Origin of the sequence: uncultured Microscilla sp. (genome assembly GCF_947493425.1) — a bacterium.
Taxonomy (GTDB): Bacteria; Bacteroidota; Bacteroidia; order Cytophagales; family Microscillaceae; genus Microscilla.
In genome coordinates, this window is sequence record NZ_CANLRP010000020.1 from 1 (window position 1) to 18767 (window position 18767).

Annotated in this window: 9 protein-coding genes; 4 read left to right on the top strand and 5 right to left on the bottom strand. The window is 41.5% G+C overall.

What is annotated here, in order from left to right; translation table 11 throughout:
• Positions 1–91: 91 nt before the first annotated feature.
• Positions 92–382 (top strand): YfbK domain-containing protein, encoded by a 291-nt coding sequence (locus Q0954_RS07815; protein WP_299455664.1) that lies wholly within the window; start codon positions 92–94, stop codon positions 380–382.
• A 183-nt stretch (positions 383–565) separates the two neighbouring features.
• Complete coding sequence (locus Q0954_RS07820; protein WP_299455665.1) at positions 566–1186, top strand: hypothetical protein; 621 nt, start codon at positions 566–568, stop codon at positions 1184–1186.
• A 171-nt stretch (positions 1187–1357) separates the two neighbouring features.
• On the opposite strand, the gene Q0954_RS07825 is transcribed toward Q0954_RS07820, so the two are convergent.
• The 4 genes from Q0954_RS07825 to Q0954_RS07840 all read right to left on the bottom strand — a co-directional run bounded on the left by Q0954_RS07825 (position 1358) and on the right by Q0954_RS07840 (position 8710).
• Positions 1358–3040 (bottom strand): serine hydrolase, encoded by a 1683-nt coding sequence (locus tag Q0954_RS07825; protein WP_299455666.1) that lies wholly within the window; start codon positions 3038–3040, stop codon positions 1358–1360.
• A 367-nt stretch (positions 3041–3407) separates the two neighbouring features.
• The gene (gene metG, locus Q0954_RS07830; RefSeq protein ID WP_299455667.1) at positions 3408–5531 is read right to left on the bottom strand and encodes a methionine--tRNA ligase; all 2124 of its coding nucleotides are present in this window, start codon (positions 5529–5531) and stop codon (positions 3408–3410) included.
• Between the two features lie 565 nt (positions 5532–6096).
• A complete protein-coding gene (locus tag Q0954_RS07835) occupies positions 6097–7356 on the bottom strand; it encodes an asparagine synthetase B (RefSeq protein WP_299455668.1) in 1260 nt (419 codons plus the stop codon).
• A 94-nt stretch (positions 7357–7450) separates the two neighbouring features.
• Positions 7451–8710 carry an asparagine synthetase B gene (locus Q0954_RS07840; protein WP_299455669.1) on the bottom strand — a complete coding sequence of 420 codons (1260 nt, stop codon included), beginning with the start codon at positions 8708–8710 and terminating at the stop codon, positions 7451–7453.
• 399 nt (positions 8711–9109) lie between these two features.
• Here Q0954_RS07840 and Q0954_RS07845 point away from each other — a divergent pair, with 399 nt between their 5' ends.
• Positions 9110–10348 carry an ABC transporter permease gene (locus tag Q0954_RS07845; RefSeq protein WP_299455670.1) on the top strand — a complete coding sequence of 413 codons (1239 nt, stop codon included), beginning with the start codon at positions 9110–9112 and terminating at the stop codon, positions 10346–10348.
• A gap of 141 nt (positions 10349–10489) precedes the next feature.
• Here the strand turns inward: Q0954_RS07845 and Q0954_RS07850 are convergent, their stop codons facing one another.
• The gene (locus tag Q0954_RS07850; protein WP_299455671.1) at positions 10490–10891 is read right to left on the bottom strand and encodes a hypothetical protein; all 402 of its coding nucleotides are present in this window, start codon (positions 10889–10891) and stop codon (positions 10490–10492) included.
• 846 nt (positions 10892–11737) lie between these two features.
• Between Q0954_RS07850 and Q0954_RS07855 the strand changes: the two genes are divergently transcribed.
• Positions 11738–18766, top strand: coding sequence for a PKD domain-containing protein (locus Q0954_RS07855; RefSeq protein WP_299455672.1), 7029 nt, complete (start codon positions 11738–11740; stop codon positions 18764–18766).
• Position 18767: the final 1 nt, after the last annotated feature.

Genomic DNA, 18767 nt, shown 5'->3' on the forward strand with positions numbered 1-18767 from the left:
TCATCTACTCGTTCTGTGATCATACAGCGAGTTTAACTATTTTCTTTTTTCCAACCTAGAAATCAGCGAAACGTAAGTAGATAGTGCCGCTTTGACAAATAATGAGCTGGTAACCATTAAGCTGCGTTACAAACGCCCCAAAGAAAACAAGAGTCGATTGATAGAAAAAGTGGTGCAAAATGAGTTGGCAGCTCAAACCAGCAACAACTTTAAGTTTGCCTCCACTGTAGCCGCTTTTGGTATGCGCTTGCGTAACTCGCCTTATGTGGGTAACACCAGCTACCAGCAAATTTATAATTGGGGGCAATATGCAAAAGGCAACGACTCGAATGGTTATCGAAAGGAGTTTTTGGATTTGGTGAAAAAAATGACGGCACATTAAGCTATCATTTACTGGTGGCATGTTGACGAATGCCACCCGCAAACATTATATACTAGGATTAAAGTGATTTTAGGATTTACAGGATTGATTAATGTTGGTATTCAAACAATTAGTCAAAATCCATCCTCAAAACCATTTTTGTTTAAGTATATTGATGAGCAAACACCAAAAACTAAATTATTGATGAAATACCTACACACTTTAGTATGTTGTGCTTTGTTGCTGGGTTTGGTGGCTTGTAAAACCCAAGGTAAAAACGAGGCGCTACGTTGTTACTCAGTATTATCTACCTTAGAACATCAACTGAAAATCTCTTACAGCCTAAGTGATCAAATGTTGTTCAACCTGAAAAAAAGTGTTAAAAAAGGTGGAAATACACGTAAAGGGCTGAAGAGAATAAAAAGAGCAGAGCTATTGAAGTTAAAAACGGCCGATTTGATGGGCGCTATTGAAAAAATAAAGCAGCACCTTATCAATGACGCAGGTGGCGGGCTGAATGACGAAACAGCTATGCCTCAACAACCTCTAAATGTAAACAACACCCAAAGCATTATACATAAAGCAGCCCCTAAATTAAGCCACCTGATTGATAAATACGTGCAATGGTTATCTGCCGAACACAAAGACCTTGATTTACTCACATTCCCTCCCTTACATGAAGGCTCACAAGGACAAAGCTTTTATGAGACTTTTTTTGAGGGGGCTCATTTGGGCAAAGTACTCACTACTCTCACAAGCACACAAGGCAAAATCATGCGCTACCAGGCAGAAGTAATGATGAAGCTTGGAGAAGGCCTGTATTGATTGCGAATATGCTTGAAAAGTCTATAAAAAAATCCCCTTGAACAGCTAGCTCATGGGGATTTTTTATTAAGTTTTTAGACAGCAGTTACCTTACCGTAGAACCGTTGTTTACTAAAGGGGTTTGGCATATTGCAGGGCAGGGTTTGCTACGGTTTTCGTTGTATGCAGAGGCTATTTCTGAGGTTTTACACGCTCAAAATACAAATTTTGCACTCTATAAGTACTTACCTGAAAGCCAACCACTTGATGGCGTTTATTTCTTACAAATTTGAGTCGTTTGTACAGGTAATTTTTAGAAGTAAACCAGTCGTTGGCAATAGGAACTAGAGGAATGATGCCTAGCCTGAAATGCTTGAGCACTGGCTGGTTGTTTTCAATCGCAAAGGTATAGTTAGTGCTTAGTTCTGGGCTATGATATTTGCCTGCATACACATTCAAATCAATCGGGGCGTATTTCAAAAACTCAATGGGTTTGCGGTCGTTTATCTTCACTAGCATACGCGCATTACCTTGCTTGTTTTTATCAAAAATAACACTTACGTTTTCGGTATCACCTATCATTTTAAATTCATTGGGACTTATGGGCAATAGTTTGGTTTCGCTCTTTTTGTTGCGGTAATACATCAAAGCACCCTCTTTTATATAAATCTTGCGATTGTACCACTCTGCGGTTTCCCAATACTTGCCTGTAAACGCTTTCAACTTGTCTTGGCTGAGCTTGATAAAGCTTGAGGATGGGTGCACAAATTTTTCTTTCTTGACACGTTTTTTTTCTTTTTCATAATGCTGTTTTAGGTAAATGTCGGCTATCCTAAATACAAGACTTCGTCGAAACGAAGCAACATTAGACAATACCATTGCAGCAAAGTTGTGTTGAGGAAAACGCACTAAATATAACCGATAACCTGCATCAGACCCCGAATGATATACCACCTTTACACCTTTGTAGTGCCCTACAAACTGTCCTAGTGCTACCCTGGTTTTTTTGCCATTGGGCAACTTCATGGTCGTTTGCATTTGCTCAAAAATAGCCTTGCTACCAATCTTTAATTGTTTAAAATTCATAGCCCACAAGCTTAGGTCATTTGCCGTGGTAAAAAGGCTGGTAGCTCCTACAGTAGCAAAATTGAGCACACTTTTCTTAAACCTCTTTTTGTGTTGACTATAAGAGTATGCCCTGTTTTTCACTATTTTTTCATGGTCATCATAAAACATAGAGTTTTTCATTCCCAAGGGCTTAAAAATGTTTGCCTGAGTAAACTCAGCAAATGACTGCCCTGATACTCTTGCTACTATTTCTGCCAACAAAGTATACCCAGTATTGCAGTACGAAAACTGGCTGCCTGGCTCAAAGTTCAGTTTTTTCTGGTGTTTCAACAATGTCATAATGTGCGTTTTGGTAATGACATCGCCCGAACGCCAACCCGCCAAACGCAATAGGTTCCATTGATCGCGCAAACCACTGCTGTGGGTGGCTAAATTTCTTAAGGTGATTTTTTTGCCAAAATCGGGCATTTCTGGAATGTATTTTTTTACCTCATCGTCTAATGATAGTTTGCCTTGTTTTGCCAATAATAAGACAGAAAATGCGGTAAACTGTTTGGACAAAGAGGCCGCGTGAAACACTGTATTGGGAGTAATAGGAATCCCATACTCTAGATTGGCTTGCCCATAACCTTTGGCATAGGTAATTTTATTGTTCTGGATAATGGCAATGGCTACTCCAGGCTTGTGAGGTTTGCTCCAAGTAGCAAAAAGCTGGTCTACCTGTTGTTCTTTGCTCATAGCAACTTGGTCTTGAGCCTGCAAAATCAAGATTTGAAAAGTAAAAAGTAACGCGAATAGGTATCTCATTGGTAGACAGTTTTTAAGTTTTTTAAAAAACACACTATAAAGAAGGACGACCTAAGTGACAAAACATTACTGTATTCTAAAAAAACCTTTTTTCACAAAACCAATGATTAGTAATTAGAACCGCACGAAGACTTATAATCAACTGATAATAAACATTTTGCAAGATTAATACGAGCAAAAATAAGGTCATTTTTAGTTTTAAAAGACGCTTTATACGCTCAGGTTTGCTCTTCGCTAGGGCGACCACAAGGGTAGCCCCTACAATTAACCCCTTGATTTATACATAAATACCTGTATATTTACTAATAAAAAATCCCCTTGAACAACTAGCTCAAGGGGATTTTTATAGTACATTTTTAGACAATAGTTACCTCACAGTAGAACCATTGTTTACAGCATCAGTAGGCGATACAAACTTAAGATTGCCTTCGCTGTCTTCTGCCATCAACACCATTCCTTGCGACTCAATGCCCTTCATTTTGCGAGGGGCAAGGTTGGCAAGCAAACACACTTGTTTGCCCACAATATCTTCAGGGCTAAAGTGCTGGGCAATGCCGCTCAATACAGTGCGGGTATCTACCCCAGTATCTAAGGTAAGCTCTAACAAACGGTCGGCTTTTTTTACCTTTTTAGCTTCTACTATAGTAGCCACACGAATGTCTAGCTTGGTAAAATCATCAAAAACAATTTCGTCTTTGATGGGCTCTAAAGTTACCTCAGTAGTTGCGGCTTCTTTTTGATCAGCTTCGTTGGCTTGCTTCGTTGCCGCTAACTTGTCTAATTGCTCTTTCACGGTTTTATCTTCTATTTTTTCAAACAATACAATGGCTTTTTCTATAGTTTGCCCTGCATTTATGATGTCAATGCCTCCCATTGCTTGCCAAGTCACACAGTTGGGGTTCCAGGCAGGGCGATTCAACATATTACGCAGCTTTTCGGCAGTAAACGGCAAGAAAGGCTCACACATCAAAGCAAGGTTTGCCGCCACTTGCAAGCTCAAATGCAAAATGGTTTCTATGCGTTGGGCGTGTTTTTCTTTATCTTCTTTGTACAACAACCAAGGCGAGGTTTTTTGCAAATATTGATTGCCCATGCGCGATAAATCCATTACCTGTGCTAAAGCTTCACGGAACTTGTACGTTTCTATAGCCTTGCCTATTTTCTCAGGGTAAGCCGCCAAAGCATCAATCAACGCCTGGTCGTCTTCGGTCAGATTATCGTTGAGTGGGGGCACTACACCTCCATAATATTTATGTGTCAATGCCACTGGACGTCGCACAAAGTTGCCCAGGTTATCAGCAAGTTCATTGTTGTTGCGTTTCTGAAAACCCTCCCAGGTAAAGTTACTGTCGCTGGTTTCGGGCGCATCGGCAGTCAAGGCATAGCGCAATACGTCTTGTTTGCCTTCAAACTCACGCAAATACTCGTGCAACCACACTGCCCAATTACGCGAAGTAGATATTTTTTCGTCCTCTAGGTTCATAAACTCATTGGCAGGCACATTTTCGGGCAATACATACTCACCATGGGCTTTGAGCATAGCCGGGAACATAATGCAGTGAAACACAATATTGTCTTTGCCAATAAAGTGTACCAACTTACTGTCTTCACTTTGCCAGTATTTTTTCCACTCTTCGTCGAGTGAACCATCGGGGGCTTTTTCTTTGAAATACTCTTTGGTGGCTGAGATATAGCCAATGGGTGCATCAAACCATACATACATTACTTTGCCTTCTGAGTTGGGCAAAGGTACTTGAATACCCCAGTCTAAATCGCGGGTAACCGCACGTGGGTGTAGCCCAGAGTCTAACCAAGACTTGCACTGCCCATAAACATTGGTTTTCCAATCGTCTTTGTGGCTGTTCAAAATCCAGTCTTTTAACCAATCTTCGTATTGGTCGAGCGGAATGTACCAATGCTCGGTTTGTTTTTTCTCTAGCGCGGCATTGCTTAAGGTAGAGCGTGGCTCAATCAACTCGTCGGGGCTGAGTGTACTCCCACAATTTTCGCACTGATCGCCATAAGCATTGTTGTTGCCACACTTGGGGCAAGTGCCTATAATGAGCCTATCGGCAAGAAAACGCTGGGCGGTAGGATCAAAAAACTGTTGACTCACCTTTTTTTGTAGTTTGCCTTCAGCGTGTAATTTCAAGAAAAACTCTTGTGAGGTTTCATGGTGTATTTGGCGCGAAGTACGCGAATATACATCAAAGGTGAACCCAAATTCTTTGAAAGAATCGCGGATAATTTGGTCGTACTTGTCCACTACCTGTTGCACACTTATGCCTTCTTTTTCGGCTCTGATGGTTACGGGCACACCGTGTTCGTCGGAGCCACTCACAAACATGACATCTTCGCCCTTAAGTCGGAGGTAACGTGCATAAATGTCGGCAGGGATGTATACCCCAGCCAGGTGCCCTATGTGGGCTGCTCCGTTGGCATACGGCAACGCCGCTGTAATTATGTGGCGTTTGTATTTCTTCTGCGTCATGTTGTTTGCTAAATTTTGATTTTTAAAATCTGTGAAATTTGTTGAAAGTTTGGTTAAAATGAGCTGCAAAGGTAATGATTTTTTGGTATTTAGCTAGGTGGGTTTTGTGGTTTGATAATTTTATGGTTTAAACGGTTCTTAAAGTAATTAGAAAACGGCTTGATGGTTTTATGATTCAAGTTTTTTTGCAGTATTACTCCGGTAAATAAAGGAGTTGCCCAAACAACAAAGGCTCAAAGAAAAATAGCTTTTGTTAGCCAACGGAATGCAAAAAAACAGCTTCAAACCTTCCAGGATTCTATGGCGACGCTCAAAAATCCTGGTGGGTTTTCGAAGGTAACGTGATTTAAAAGCGTTGATTTTCATTTGCAAAAGGAGGGCTTTTTGTCAAACATTTAACAGTATGAAATCTAATGATTTAAATCAAGAGGTACAAAACATTGCCATTCATCGATCTATTTGCTCAAAGCTTACAGGCGCAGGTAAACCATCAAAAAAGCCTGATTCAAATCAATGAATCAGGCTTTTTTGATGACATACTTTCTCATCACAAAACGGCTATTTATCAGGTCTTCTGTTTCTTCTTACGTGCTGCCGGAAACAAAATATTGTTGAGAATAAGGCGATAACCTGGCGAGGTAGGATGAAGGTTCAAGTCGGTAGGTTCTTCTCCGGTTTGGTGGCGGTAATCTTCAGGGTCGTGCCCTCCATAAAAAGTCCAGGTACCTTTGCCATAAGTTCCGTGAATATACCGAACCTCTTTTGCTTGTTTGGTTTCGCCCATAATAATTACATCAGGTTTTACCAACCTACGTTTAAAAGCAGTGGTTTGCCCTAAAAAACCTTTGATTACATTGGTGTGGTTTTGGGTAAGCATTGCCGGAATGGGGTCCCACTTGGCCGAAAACTTAAACAGCGTAAAAAAATCGTTTGACTCATTGAGCCCTCGTTCAAAGTATTGATTGTCGATATTTGAGTACTCATATTCAAATGGGTTGCGGCTCAGTTGAAAATTCTGAAAAGCAAAAGTGTTTTTATAACTTAACTTGCGTTGGGCACTGGGGTCGGCAGGGTCACCGTCATACATCGACTCACATATATCTATACCTTCTGCCGATAGTGCAATGTCGTAAGTATCAGCAGCTGAACACATTGCAAACAAGAAACCTCCTCCTGCACAATATTCTCTTATTTTTTTGACTACAGCCAGCTTCATTTGTGACACTTTTTTATAGCCAAACTTTTTAGCGGTTTCTTCAAATTTCTGCTTCTGTTTGATGTACCAGGGTTTGTGTCTAAAAATACGGTATACCTTGCCATATTGCCCTGTAAAATCTTCGTGGTGTAAGTGTAGCCAATCATATTTAGGCAGCTTATTGGTGAGCACTTCTTCGTCGAAAACTACATCATAAGGAATCTCGGCATAGGTAAGTACCAAGGTTACGGCATCGTCCCAGGGTTGTTTAAATTTGGGTGAGTACACGGCAATTTTGGGTGGTTTGTCTAACTTTACAGCGTCCATGTTGCGGTCTACCCTTGATACCTCAGCTCTTATCTGGTGGGCACTGGCATCTGATATTACCTCATAGCTCACTCCCCTTACAATAAGTTCGTTTTGAAAAGCCTGACGGTATTTAAACAAAAAACTGCCGCCCCGATAGTTAAGTAGCCAATCGGCTTCCAGATTTTTGGTAAGCACCCAATAAGTAATGCCATAAGCCTTGAGGTGATTTTTTTGTGATTTGTCCATGGGTATCAAAATGTAGTTGGCCTGAGCCCCCCAAGATAACAGCACCAGGAACAGTATAGCAAGTGTTTTTTTCATGAATATTGTTGGTTTGAGTGTGATGATTTGATGGTTGGCTTTCCCACTTTTTGGGTATTAGCTAAAAGCCAACCATTGGCAACTAACAGCCATTTCAGGTCTTTTGTTTTTTCTTGCGTGCTGCCGGAAACAAGATATTGTTCAATATCAAACGGTAACCAGGCGAATTAGGATGCAAATTCAAGTCGGTGGGCTCTTCTCCAACAAAATGTTGGTAATCTTCAGGGTCGTGTCCTCCATAAAAAGTCCAGGTACCTTTGCCATACGTACCGTGAATATAACGCGCTTCTTTTGCCTGTTTGGTTTCGCCCATGATAATAACGTCAGGTTTTACCAACCTCTTCTTAAAAGCAGTGGTTTGCCCCATAAACCCCTTGATTACCTGCGTATGGCACTGGGTAAGCATAGTAGGAATAGGGTCCCACTTGGCCGAAAATTTAAACAAGGTGAAAAAATCATTTTTCTCGCGTAGCCCTCTTTCAAACTGTTGGTTGTCAATATTTGAAAACTCATACTCGAACGGACTACGCTTCAGACGAAAGTTTTGAAACGCAAAGGTATTTTTAAAATTAAGCTTGCGCTGGGCGTTAGGGTCAGCCGGGTCACCGTCAAACATTCGCTCGCATATATCAACTCCTTCGGCTGCCAAAGCAATGTCATAGGTATCGGTAGCCGAGCACATTGCAAACAAAAAACCTCCACTGGCACAAAATGCCCTGATTTTTTTTACTACTTCCAGTTTTAATTTTGATACTTTCTTGAAACCATGTTTGCGTGCCATTGCCTCAAACTCGCGTTGTTGTTTGATATACCAGGGACGGTTGCGATAGGCACTATAAAACTTACCATATTGTCCGGTAAAGTCTTCGTGATGCAAGTGTAACCAATCATATTTGGGTAGCTTATTGTTCATTACTTCATCGTCGAACACCACATCGTAAGGGATTTCGGCATAGGTAAGCACCAAGGTTACAGCATCGTCCCACGGTTGTTTTGACTTGGGTGAGTATACCGCAATTTTGGGAGGTTTGTCGAGGCGCATCGCATCCATGTTAGAGTCTGGGCGGGCTATAGACGAAAGAATGCCATTGGCGGTAGCATTGGAAATTACCTGATAACTCACCCCTCTTATTACCAGTTCATTGACAAAGGCTTGGTTTGACTTGAACATAAAGCTCCCTCCTTTGTAGTTGAGGAGCCAATCAATTTCTACGTTTTGTTTGAGTACCCAATAGGCTACTCCATACGCTTTGAGATGGTTTTTTTGGTTTTTGTCCATGGGTATTAAAATACGGGACGCTTGTGCATGCCACGATAGCACCAAAACCATTATAAGTAGGCTTAGCTTTTTCATGTATTCCAGTTATTTTCTTTTTTGAGATTAAATGTAGGCAGGGCTATGCCCAACCACCTGTGCCAATTTTGTTATTTGTTTGCTTTAGTTTTTTTGAGCAAAACCTGTAAGGTTTTAACCTTGAAACTTGACTAATGTTCTAAAACGTTTTGCTGGTTGGGTTGTTATAGCTTATATTAAAGCTTTTATGCCAATACTGATCTTTCTTATAAAGAAAAATACGCATTGAGAAAAGCAACTAACACTCATGCAAGTTGGCTGTTTCTTTTATTTTTATCCTGTACTATGTATCAAATCATTGAGTATATTTACAATTATACCATGTTTCACACCTGTTTGTCAGACAAAAGCAGATGCTCAACAGCATATTAAAAATACGCAAAAAACCATATATATACCATGAATTACAGAGAAAATATAAAAGAAGGAACCCGTTCGGTGCGTGCTAACCTGTTGCGGTCTATCCTCACTGCGCTTATCATTGCCATTGGCATTACGGCATTGGTAGGCATGCTTACTGCAGTAGATGGCATACAGGCTTCGGTTGAAAACAGCTTTGCCCAACTAGGTGTCAATTCATTTGATATTCAGGGTACTTCTGCCAGGGGGCGCCGCCGTAGGCGAGGACGCAACCAAAAGATCTATCCACCCATAAAATACAAACAAGCCAAGGCATACAAGACACGCCTGGGGTTCAATGCCAAGGTAAGCATTACAGCTTCTTTGACTGGTTCGGCAGAGGCAAAATACAGATCTAAAAAAACCAACCCCAATACGTGGGTATTGGGTGCCAACGAAAATTACATTATATCTAAGGGGTATAACCTCAAACGGGGCAGAAACTTTTCGCCTACCGAGGTAACCAAGGGGGTGAATGTGTGTATCATAGGCGATGACCTCGCCAAAACCCTGTTTGAAAAAGTCAGCCCACTGAATAAGCTTATCTCAGTAATGGGCAAAAGGTTTAGCGTGATAGGGGTGCTCAAAAAAGTAGGGGGTTCTTTTGGGGGGGGTAGCACCGACCGTGCTGTGATTATTCCTATAGAACTTGCCCACCAGATACCTACCCAAAGCAAACCTACCTTTAACATTACCACTTCGCTCAATGGACCTATGGATTTTATGGTGGCCATGGGCGAAGCCGAAAGCCTTATGCGCCAGATTCGTCAGGACAAGTTAGGACAACCCAGTTCATTTGAAATCTCACGAAGCGAATCGGCTGCTGACCGCATGAAAAATATCACAGGTTACCTCACTATAGGAGGTGGTGTGGTAGGTTTCATTACCTTACTGGGAGCAGCCATTGGCTTGATGAATATTATGATGGTATCTGTAACAGAGCGTACCCGCGAAATAGGAGTACGCAAGGCCTTGGGAGCTACCCCATTTTTAATCAGACAACAGTTTTTGGCAGAGGCCGTAGTGATATGCTTGCTTGGTGGCATTGCCGGGGTTTTTCTGGGCATTATGGTAGGCAATGTGCTCTCTTCTGTAATGGGAGCTTCAGGTTTTATTATACCTTGGGTATGGATTTTTGTAGGGTTGGTAGTGTGTGTGGTAGTGGGCATCATTTCAGGTTATTACCCAGCCTATAAAGCCTCTAAACTTGACCCTATCGAGTCGTTGAGGTTTGAATAGCAAGAAAATTCTACCTCGAAGTTACTTGTTTTCCCACCGCTTCTAAGCGGTTATACCCAGGCTTTTCTTACGTATATACAAAAAAAGCGACAAATGGTATTATTACTATTTGTCGCTTTTTACTTACATTTCTATGCAGGGTTACTTTAGCCAAGCTTCGGCTTCATTCGCTGTGTCAAAAAATCGCACATTGAACTTTTGACCAATGGGTTCTTCCCAGATTTGTTCCACCGAAAGTTGTGCTATAATCTCTCTGGTAGTTGTAATGGCTATTTTTCTGATATTTAGATGAAGCCATTTTTCCAAACAATTGTCGTTAACCCACTCCTGTAGTTCAGGGTCAATCGGAAAACCAAAGTTAGTATTGTCTATGAGTATACTCTTAGCAGCGCAACGTTCTACGTATTCGGTTTGTATTTGACACACTTCCTTAAAATCGGCCTCCATCAAACCTAAAGTATTTTCCCAAATAAATTTAATCACTTTGCTTTCCTCATGAAAACTCAGGCGTATAAACCTGTTTTCAAATACTTTCTTTTCCATTGTAATAAATCATTTAGATGTTTTAAACATAGTTACTTTTAAGAGCATATTAATTAACATAAACCAAGAGGTGGTATATCAAAAGTATTAGGATAAAGGTTGAGAATGGTTTTATGAGGAATGGAAGTCAACTATTACAAAGATATGGCATAGTGATGGTGATGTATAATCAAAAATAACGGTTTTATTACACCTGCCAAAAAGCAGACATTTTGTATTATTTTAAGTTATAGCCAAACTCAAACATTGATATAATTTTATTTTTTCATAAAATACAGACTATAAAATAGACAACAAGCTTTGTATATTTTATATAATATCATTAACAACCCCTTATAGCAAATAATATTTTGATAAAAATCATCTAAGAGAGATATTTAAAATAAAATCATAAAAACACATTACAAACCTGTCTATAGGGTCTTATAGAGGTAAATAATGTCCACCATAGTAATGATTTAGAATACCCTTAGCTATTTTGTACACCCTTAAAATAAAAAGTTATGTTAAATATCTTATATAATGATTCTCGGTCTCCCAACAATCAATTTTGTTATAAAGCCAGCTTTCATCTTTGCACCTGTATAGACGCTTAACTGTTCCCATTGTTTATGAATCAGCTACTACTTTGAGTAAAGGTTTTTTATCTCAATAGGATTGCTATGTCTTTTGACTAAGTAGCAGCAAGCAATTAGCTATAAGCTACAAGTAAAGATAACTCTCTCATAATATGATAGTTATACTTGCATATTAGATATATTTAATTTTGTCCACTTACTTACTACTTTTTTTAAACATCTATTTCTACCACGCCTGTTAGGCATCACAAACTACATCGCATACATCATGTTCAATTATTCTCCAACAAAACACCGTCTAAAGCTCAGGAATCTTGGGCTGACTTCAAAAAAGTCACGTTTATTCCTACTGCTCAATTGCTTGATGATTGTAAGCAGTGCTTTTGTATTTACACCTGTTTCGGCAAAAAAAATAAACTATGGAATTATTCCAGCCAATGTAAACTTATGCAAAGGAGGAAGTGCTACCACATTGCCCGCCATTGTGATACAAGAAGATGCAGTGGGTGATTTTCAAGAAACCACAGGTACTCTGGTGCTTGCGTTTGATAATGCCAATCTTATACTGAGTGGTTCGCCTTCAGTTGTACTTACCAACCCGTCTACTTCTACAGTAGGGGCTTCAGTCAACACTACCAACAATACCCTTGAAATTACTTATAACTTTGACAATGCGTCGATCACCCAAAGTAATACCCTCATCATCAACAATGTTCAAGTATCAGCTAATAGTAGTTTTACTGGTAGCACATCTGACTTGAAAGTACATTCTTCTTCCAGTGGAGCCAATTTTACCATTATCGATGGTACTACGGTATTTGCAACGGCTACTGTGACTCCTACCCCTACTGACCCAACCTTTACTACCAACCCTGCCATTATCTGTAACAATGGAGGAAATGTAACTTATACTGCCAGTTCGACAGATGCCAGCACTTATGAATGGGACATTCCTACTGGGCTTACGGGCACTTCTACTTCTTCATCTATCAACTTGAGCTCTACCAATACAACTGGAACTAGTTATACTATCAGGGTGAGAGGAGTAAATGGCAGCTGTACCAGTAACTGGACGAGTCACACGGTTACATTAACTTCTACTCCGGCTATTGCTGGCACTATATCAGGGGGCAATACCATTTATGGAGGAGAAAGCAAAACTTATACTGTACCTGCCATTACCGATGCCAATAATTATGAATGGACGTTTCCTATTGAACTCACTGCACCGAGCGCTACGGCAGTGAGTACTACTACTACTACCCGAACAGTGAGCACTACCACCAATAATATTACAGTTACAGCTAGTACTGTAACTGCTGCTACTGCTATTACCAGCGGCTCTATGACAGTGCGTGGACAAAACACTACTTGTAGCACCTATGGTACAGCATCAGCGAGTTATCCAATCAATATAAGCCCAGGAGTAAGTGTGACTGCCCCCACCCTTACCAATTTGTGTAACGGAGGCAATGCGGTGGCTTTAGGTTCCATTGTAATCACCGAAAATCACGCGGGAGCTTTCAAACAAGGTAATCAAACGCTTACATTAGCACTACCTACTGGTTTTGAGTTTAATACCAGTGCCAGCCCAGTAGCTACTTTGCTCAACAATGATGGCGCCAGTACACTAAACGCCAGCGTAACAACTACCGAACTAAACCTTGTATATAATTTCAGTACCGCATCTACTACGCTTAGTAATAGCATTACCATTACAGGGTTAGAAATAAAGGCAACAACAGGTTCAGCCACTGCAGTTACGCTTAAACCTAATAACACTGCGACTGCCACTCATTTTGATGGCTTAAACAATGACGTGTCTTTTGCCTCTATGGTGTCGGTAGATCCACCTAGCACTCCTTCTTTTACGGCAAGTCCATCAGTTACTAATGGTTCTACTAATGTATGCACAGGACAGTCTTATACTTACACAATCAATAGTGTAGCAGGGGTAGATTATGAATGGACGTTTCCATCGGGAATGACAGTAGTTGGTGGAAGTACCACCTCTGAGACAATTACATTATTAGTAGGTAGTGGTGCAGTATCAGGTATGGTAAGTGTAAGGCTTAAAAACCAAACAAGCAATTGTACCAGTGGGTGGTTGCAAGAAAGTGTAACTGTGGTAAATAGTGTAGCATCGGCTCCCACCATCAATACCATCAGTGATATGTGCGAAGGAGATTCACAAACGATTACTATTGTACCAGTCAGTGGAGCTACCAGCTATACTTGGGACTTTACCTGGACTGATGGCAATAGCAACAACGGAAACTTTTCGGGGACGCCAGCTAGTGCCTCAGATAACTTTTTGGCGTATACCGCCAGTAATATCTTTGCCAGTGCGCCTGCTACCCAAAATAGCATAGAAGTAACTCTTACAGTAAAGGGAGTATCGGCTACTTGTGGAAATGGAGCTACCAGTACGCAAAAATTTAATGTAAAAAGAACCGTGGTGAGTATTACCAATACTACTACTTCTTTTTCTACAAGCAGTGCCAAAGAAGCCTTGACAGCTTCGGCAAATGGGACAAATATTACAACAGGTGTTTTTTCAGGACCAGGGGTAAGCCAAGGCAGCGGTGGAACTTATTATTTTGACCCTTCATCGCTGGGGGCAGGCTCTTATACAGTTACTTGTACTTATACCGATCCTGTAACTTCATGTGTAGGCACAGCCACCCAAAGCTTTTTAGTGTCGACTACCAATGCCTTGGGGTTAAGTGCCGGATACTGTGACGGAGATAACACAGCCTACGCTTTTAAAGTAACCAAAATAGTTTCGCAAAGCATTACCGAACTAAAGTATATCCATAGTTTGGTAACCACCAACGGCGTAGCTGTAGATGGTTCAAAGGCAGGCAACAATGCCGTTATAGCAAATAATGGAAGCTGTGCTGGGGTTCCTTCTAGCAATACGATGACCAACGAAGATTTTCATTACACTTTTACTCCTTCAAATGCCGTTGGTACAAATGTAAATATTGTAGCCAATGTAGTGACTGCTACTTATGATTTATTAGGCAACCTGACTGGCTGCAATACATCTACTCAAGCCTTGGGAAGCGTAACCCTTAACCCAGCTCCTATGCCTGGGATTACTAATGTAACAAGCTTTAATTTATGCGCTGATGGAACTACCGAACATACCTATGAGACTGCTTCAGTCACTAACCATACCTACCAGTGGGAGGTGATACCAGCAAGTGCTGGCGATATTATAGGGAGCAGTACAGGCAATCAGGTAAAAGTTCGTTGGAATACCGCCAGTACTACCCACCAATTAAAGGTAACCGAAAAGGATGCCATTAATTGTGATAACTTTGATACTCAAACAATTGCCGTAAATGCTTTGCCTACAATTGATTTTACTGGTAGTGATGGGTCTGCGGGCAGGACAGCACTTAATGCTGCTTGCCCCAATACACCAGTAACTTATACGGCTACCAATACAGGGTTAGGCAGCTATAATTGGGTGGTTTCTAATGGAACCACGCTTTCGCCCAATACGACCAGTTCTTCTATACAAGTGCAATGGACAGGTACTGGCACCGGTACGCTCTCGTTGCAAGTGTCAGATGGTACCTGCACCAAAACCGTAAGTGGGGATGTAACCATCAATACTGTGTCTACCCCATCATTGATTAGCACCCCTCAAACCACCGTATGCGCCAATAGCAAAAATATCGGTTATAGTGCTTCTAGCAATTGCGAGTGGACAATCACGGGGGGAACCATTGTAAGTACTGGTACCACTACAGCAAGCAATACTGCTAACATAGCCGTCAACTGGGGAAGCAGTACTGCGGGCTCTATTACTATCAGAGAATCTGCCGGAAGCTGTCTGGGAGATAATAAAACGGATATTACCATTACGCCGTTAGCCACTGTAAGCTTTACTGGCTTGCCCTCTACTGCAATGGTATGTAAAACATCGAAACTGACAGTAAACCCAACCATTAATAATGCAGCCCCTAGTACTGGTACTACTACCTCAGAGTTTTTTGTAGTATATGATCAAACGGCTACTACCGAAATAGCTCGTTTTGAAAAAACTGACCACAATGGTGCTAGTTTTGAAATAGATTTTAATAATCCAGCTGCCAATACTACTACTCATACCTTTGCGGCTGGCAAATACACCCTGTTGTACGAATACCGTGATGCTACTACAGCTCAATGCCAGGCAGTGTCCTCACACCAAGGCTTTACTCTAGAGGCAGTCGACAATGTAAACTTTACAGTAGCAGCTACCGGACTGCCACTTGCCAATAAGTATTGCATAGATGGTGGGCAGCTTACGCTAAACCCAGTGTTTACAAGTACCAATACTACTGCAACTCCGGCTACCCAAGGTTATTTCCAAATTGTAAAAGATGGCACAACTAATTTTAACTTGAACGCTGGAGATAATGTGATTGACTTGGCAAAACTTGGAGGACAGGGCAGCTATCAGGTAACTTATATTTTTACTTCTGCGGGTGGTGCTTGTGTACAACCATCTGCCACCCAAACCTTCCAACTGAATACGCTGCCTGTATTAGGCATTACCAACATAAATACTGGAGGATATTGCACCAGAGACGGAGGTAAAGTAGCATTGGGGGCTACTGTTGGTGGCCTACCCCATACTCTTGCGCTCAATGCAGGTACTGAGTTTTTTGAAATCAAACGTGCAGGAGGTACTTATGAGTCATTGGTTGACCCTACGACTGGTAACCCCACTAACATGTTTGACCCTACTCGTCCTTTGCCTTCAGAAGCAGCTATTGCCAGTAATGCCAACGCCAGCACCTGGAACAGCATCGCTGGCACATACCAAATCAGGTATACTTATACTGATGGTACTACTACTTGTAAGAATACTTCGGCAGAATACAATATTGTAGTAAATGCCCTGCCTATACTGGACTTTATTGGCTTAAATAGCACCCAGTCTTACTGTAACAACTTTGGGGCAGTAACACTTACCCCCATCGATAATGGTTCTATCATTACTACCCCGGTTACTTTCAAATACCGTAGGGTGGGTAGCACTGGTGCATACACTAATTTTACCAGTGGCAACACTTTCAATACCAGCACCTTGGGTGAGGGGTCTTTTGAGATTATGTTTGACTATACCAATGGCAGTAATTGTACTGAAAGTTCTTCATCACAAACAGTAACAATTGAGTCGGTACCTACTGGAATTGCAGTCACTGCTGAACGATACGAAAATCAGAATTTCATCAAATTTTCGTCTTCTGCAACAAATATAACTACCGCTACTACCTGGAGTTGGACTTTTGGCGATGCTACCACCAGCACTGAGCAAAATCCAGTAAAATCGTGGAACAACCCAGCTTCGCAATTGGTAAACTATACCCTTTCGGTAAATACTGGTTCGGCCAATCTTTGTGAAAATGCCATTACCAAGTCTTATAGTGCAGACTTTAGCTTTACCGGGCACTGTTTGAATAGCCCTACGCAATTTACCGATTTGTCGCAGTCGTCTACTGACCCAATTGCTACCTGGGCGTGGGAATTTGGCGATGGTGTTGGTACGTCTAACCTACAAAACCCAAGTTATACTTATCAGGCAGCAGGTACATACTGGGTAAAACTAACCATTACTACCCAAGATGGATTGGGTACCTATATATTGCACAAACGCATAGATATTTTCCCGATAAACATCATCAATGAATCACAAACATACGCCGAAAACTTTGAATCAGGTACTGGGGGTTGGATTACCCACGGGTTGGTAACTGTAGATCAAACCTCTATTGATAGTACAAGTTGGAAACTGCAAACCCCTAAAGGGTTTAATATTACCAGTACTAACGGTACCTCTTGGGTAACTGATAACAGTGATAATGCCAATCGTCCAGCCAGCAACACCTATAACTATAACGACAATGAGCAATCATACATTGAAAGTCCTTGTTTTGATATTACAGGGTTAAGCCGTCCAATGATTTCGTTTGATTTTTGGTCAGACACTGACAAAGGTGCAGATGGTATCGTGCTTTTGTATACCATAGATGATGGTAAAACCTGGGCTCGTTTGGGTTCGCAAAACTTAGGCATTGAATGGTATGATAGCAAGGCTATTTTGGGCTCGCCAGGTAGTAGCTATAGTACTGATAATGCCGCCAACCAGGGCTGGTCGGGCAATACAACTCAAGCCTGGCGCACCGCAAGGTTTAGTTTGACCGAAGCATTACAGAAAATGAATGGCTTTACTACCAAAATGATTCGTTTCAGACTGGCATTTGGCAGCAATAGTGATAACCCTACTGACGTAAATCTTGATGGGTTTGCCTTTGACAATATTACCATTGGTAACCGAAACCGGGTAGTATTGCTAGAGTATTTTATCAACGAAGGAGTGACCAATGCAGGAACGCTGGACAAAGCCGCGAAGGATTTCCCGAACACTGGCAATAGCGACGAAATTATTAGTATTCATCACCATACGGGTTTTCCGGCAGTAGATGCCATCAACGCTCAAAACACCCAAGACCCTAGTGCACGTGCTTTTCATCATGGCATTCGTGAGGTACCTCGTGGCATTATAGATGGTTATACAAGAGATACCCTTTTAGGGCAATGGGCTACCGACTATTATGCAGACCGTACCCTGATTATTTCACCTTTTAACATCAGTATTGCCCAGCCTACAGTATCGGGCACACAGCTATCAGTAAACGCTACCATTACTGCCTTACAAAGCTTTGATCGTCCTTTGGTACTACACGTAGTAGTCATAGACTCAGCTGTTACCAGCAATGGGGTGCAGTTTTATAATGTGACTCGCAAAATGTTGCCCGATGCTGCGGGTACTTACCACAACTCGCCGTGGCAAACAGGTACTACCAAAGATTTGAGCTTTACCTGGGACTTTGGTACGTTGGCAACAAGTGGAATGAAGGTAGTAGTGTTTGTAGAGGATTACCAAACCAAAGCAATTTATCAGGCGGGCGTGAGTACATTTGTTGGTGCTCGTACTGGTGGTACCCAAGGTTTGCAACAGGTAACTGGATTGAGTAATCAAACAGACGAACTGCCTGTAAGACTATACCCTAACCCTGCCACTACCCAGATGTATGTAGCGTTAGAAAATACCCCTGCTACTGCCATCGAATGGCAAGTAATTGCTATGAGTGGTAAGGTAGTACAGCAAGGCAAGTGGTTGCCAGGCAGCAATCAAAAAATACTGGAGGTGGCTAACTTATCGGAAGGCATGTACATTTTGCGAATGCAGGATAACAAGCGGCAAGTGTTCCGAAGGTTTGAGAAAAAATAAA

What these genes read in the sequence shown, in the direction of transcription:
- Q0954_RS07820 (WP_299455665.1), top strand. Translation starts at nt 566, where the DNA reads ATGAAATACCTACACACTTTAGTATGTTGTGCTTTGTTGCTGGGTTTG.
- Q0954_RS07825 (WP_299455666.1), bottom strand. Translation starts at nt 3,040, where the DNA reads ATGAGATACCTATTCGCGTTACTTTTTACTTTTCAAATCTTGATTTTG.
- metG (WP_299455667.1), bottom strand. Translation starts at nt 5,531, where the DNA reads ATGACGCAGAAGAAATACAAACGCCACATAATTACAGCGGCGTTGCCG.
- Q0954_RS07835 (WP_299455668.1), bottom strand. Translation starts at nt 7,356, where the DNA reads ATGAAAAAAACACTTGCTATACTGTTCCTGGTGCTGTTATCTTGGGGG.
- Q0954_RS07840 (WP_299455669.1), bottom strand. Translation starts at nt 8,710, where the DNA reads ATGAAAAAGCTAAGCCTACTTATAATGGTTTTGGTGCTATCGTGGCAT.
- Q0954_RS07845 (WP_299455670.1), top strand. Translation starts at nt 9,110, where the DNA reads ATGAATTACAGAGAAAATATAAAAGAAGGAACCCGTTCGGTGCGTGCT.
- Q0954_RS07850 (WP_299455671.1), bottom strand. Translation starts at nt 10,891, where the DNA reads ATGGAAAAGAAAGTATTTGAAAACAGGTTTATACGCCTGAGTTTTCAT.
- Q0954_RS07855 (WP_299455672.1), top strand. Translation starts at nt 11,738, where the DNA reads ATGTTCAATTATTCTCCAACAAAACACCGTCTAAAGCTCAGGAATCTT.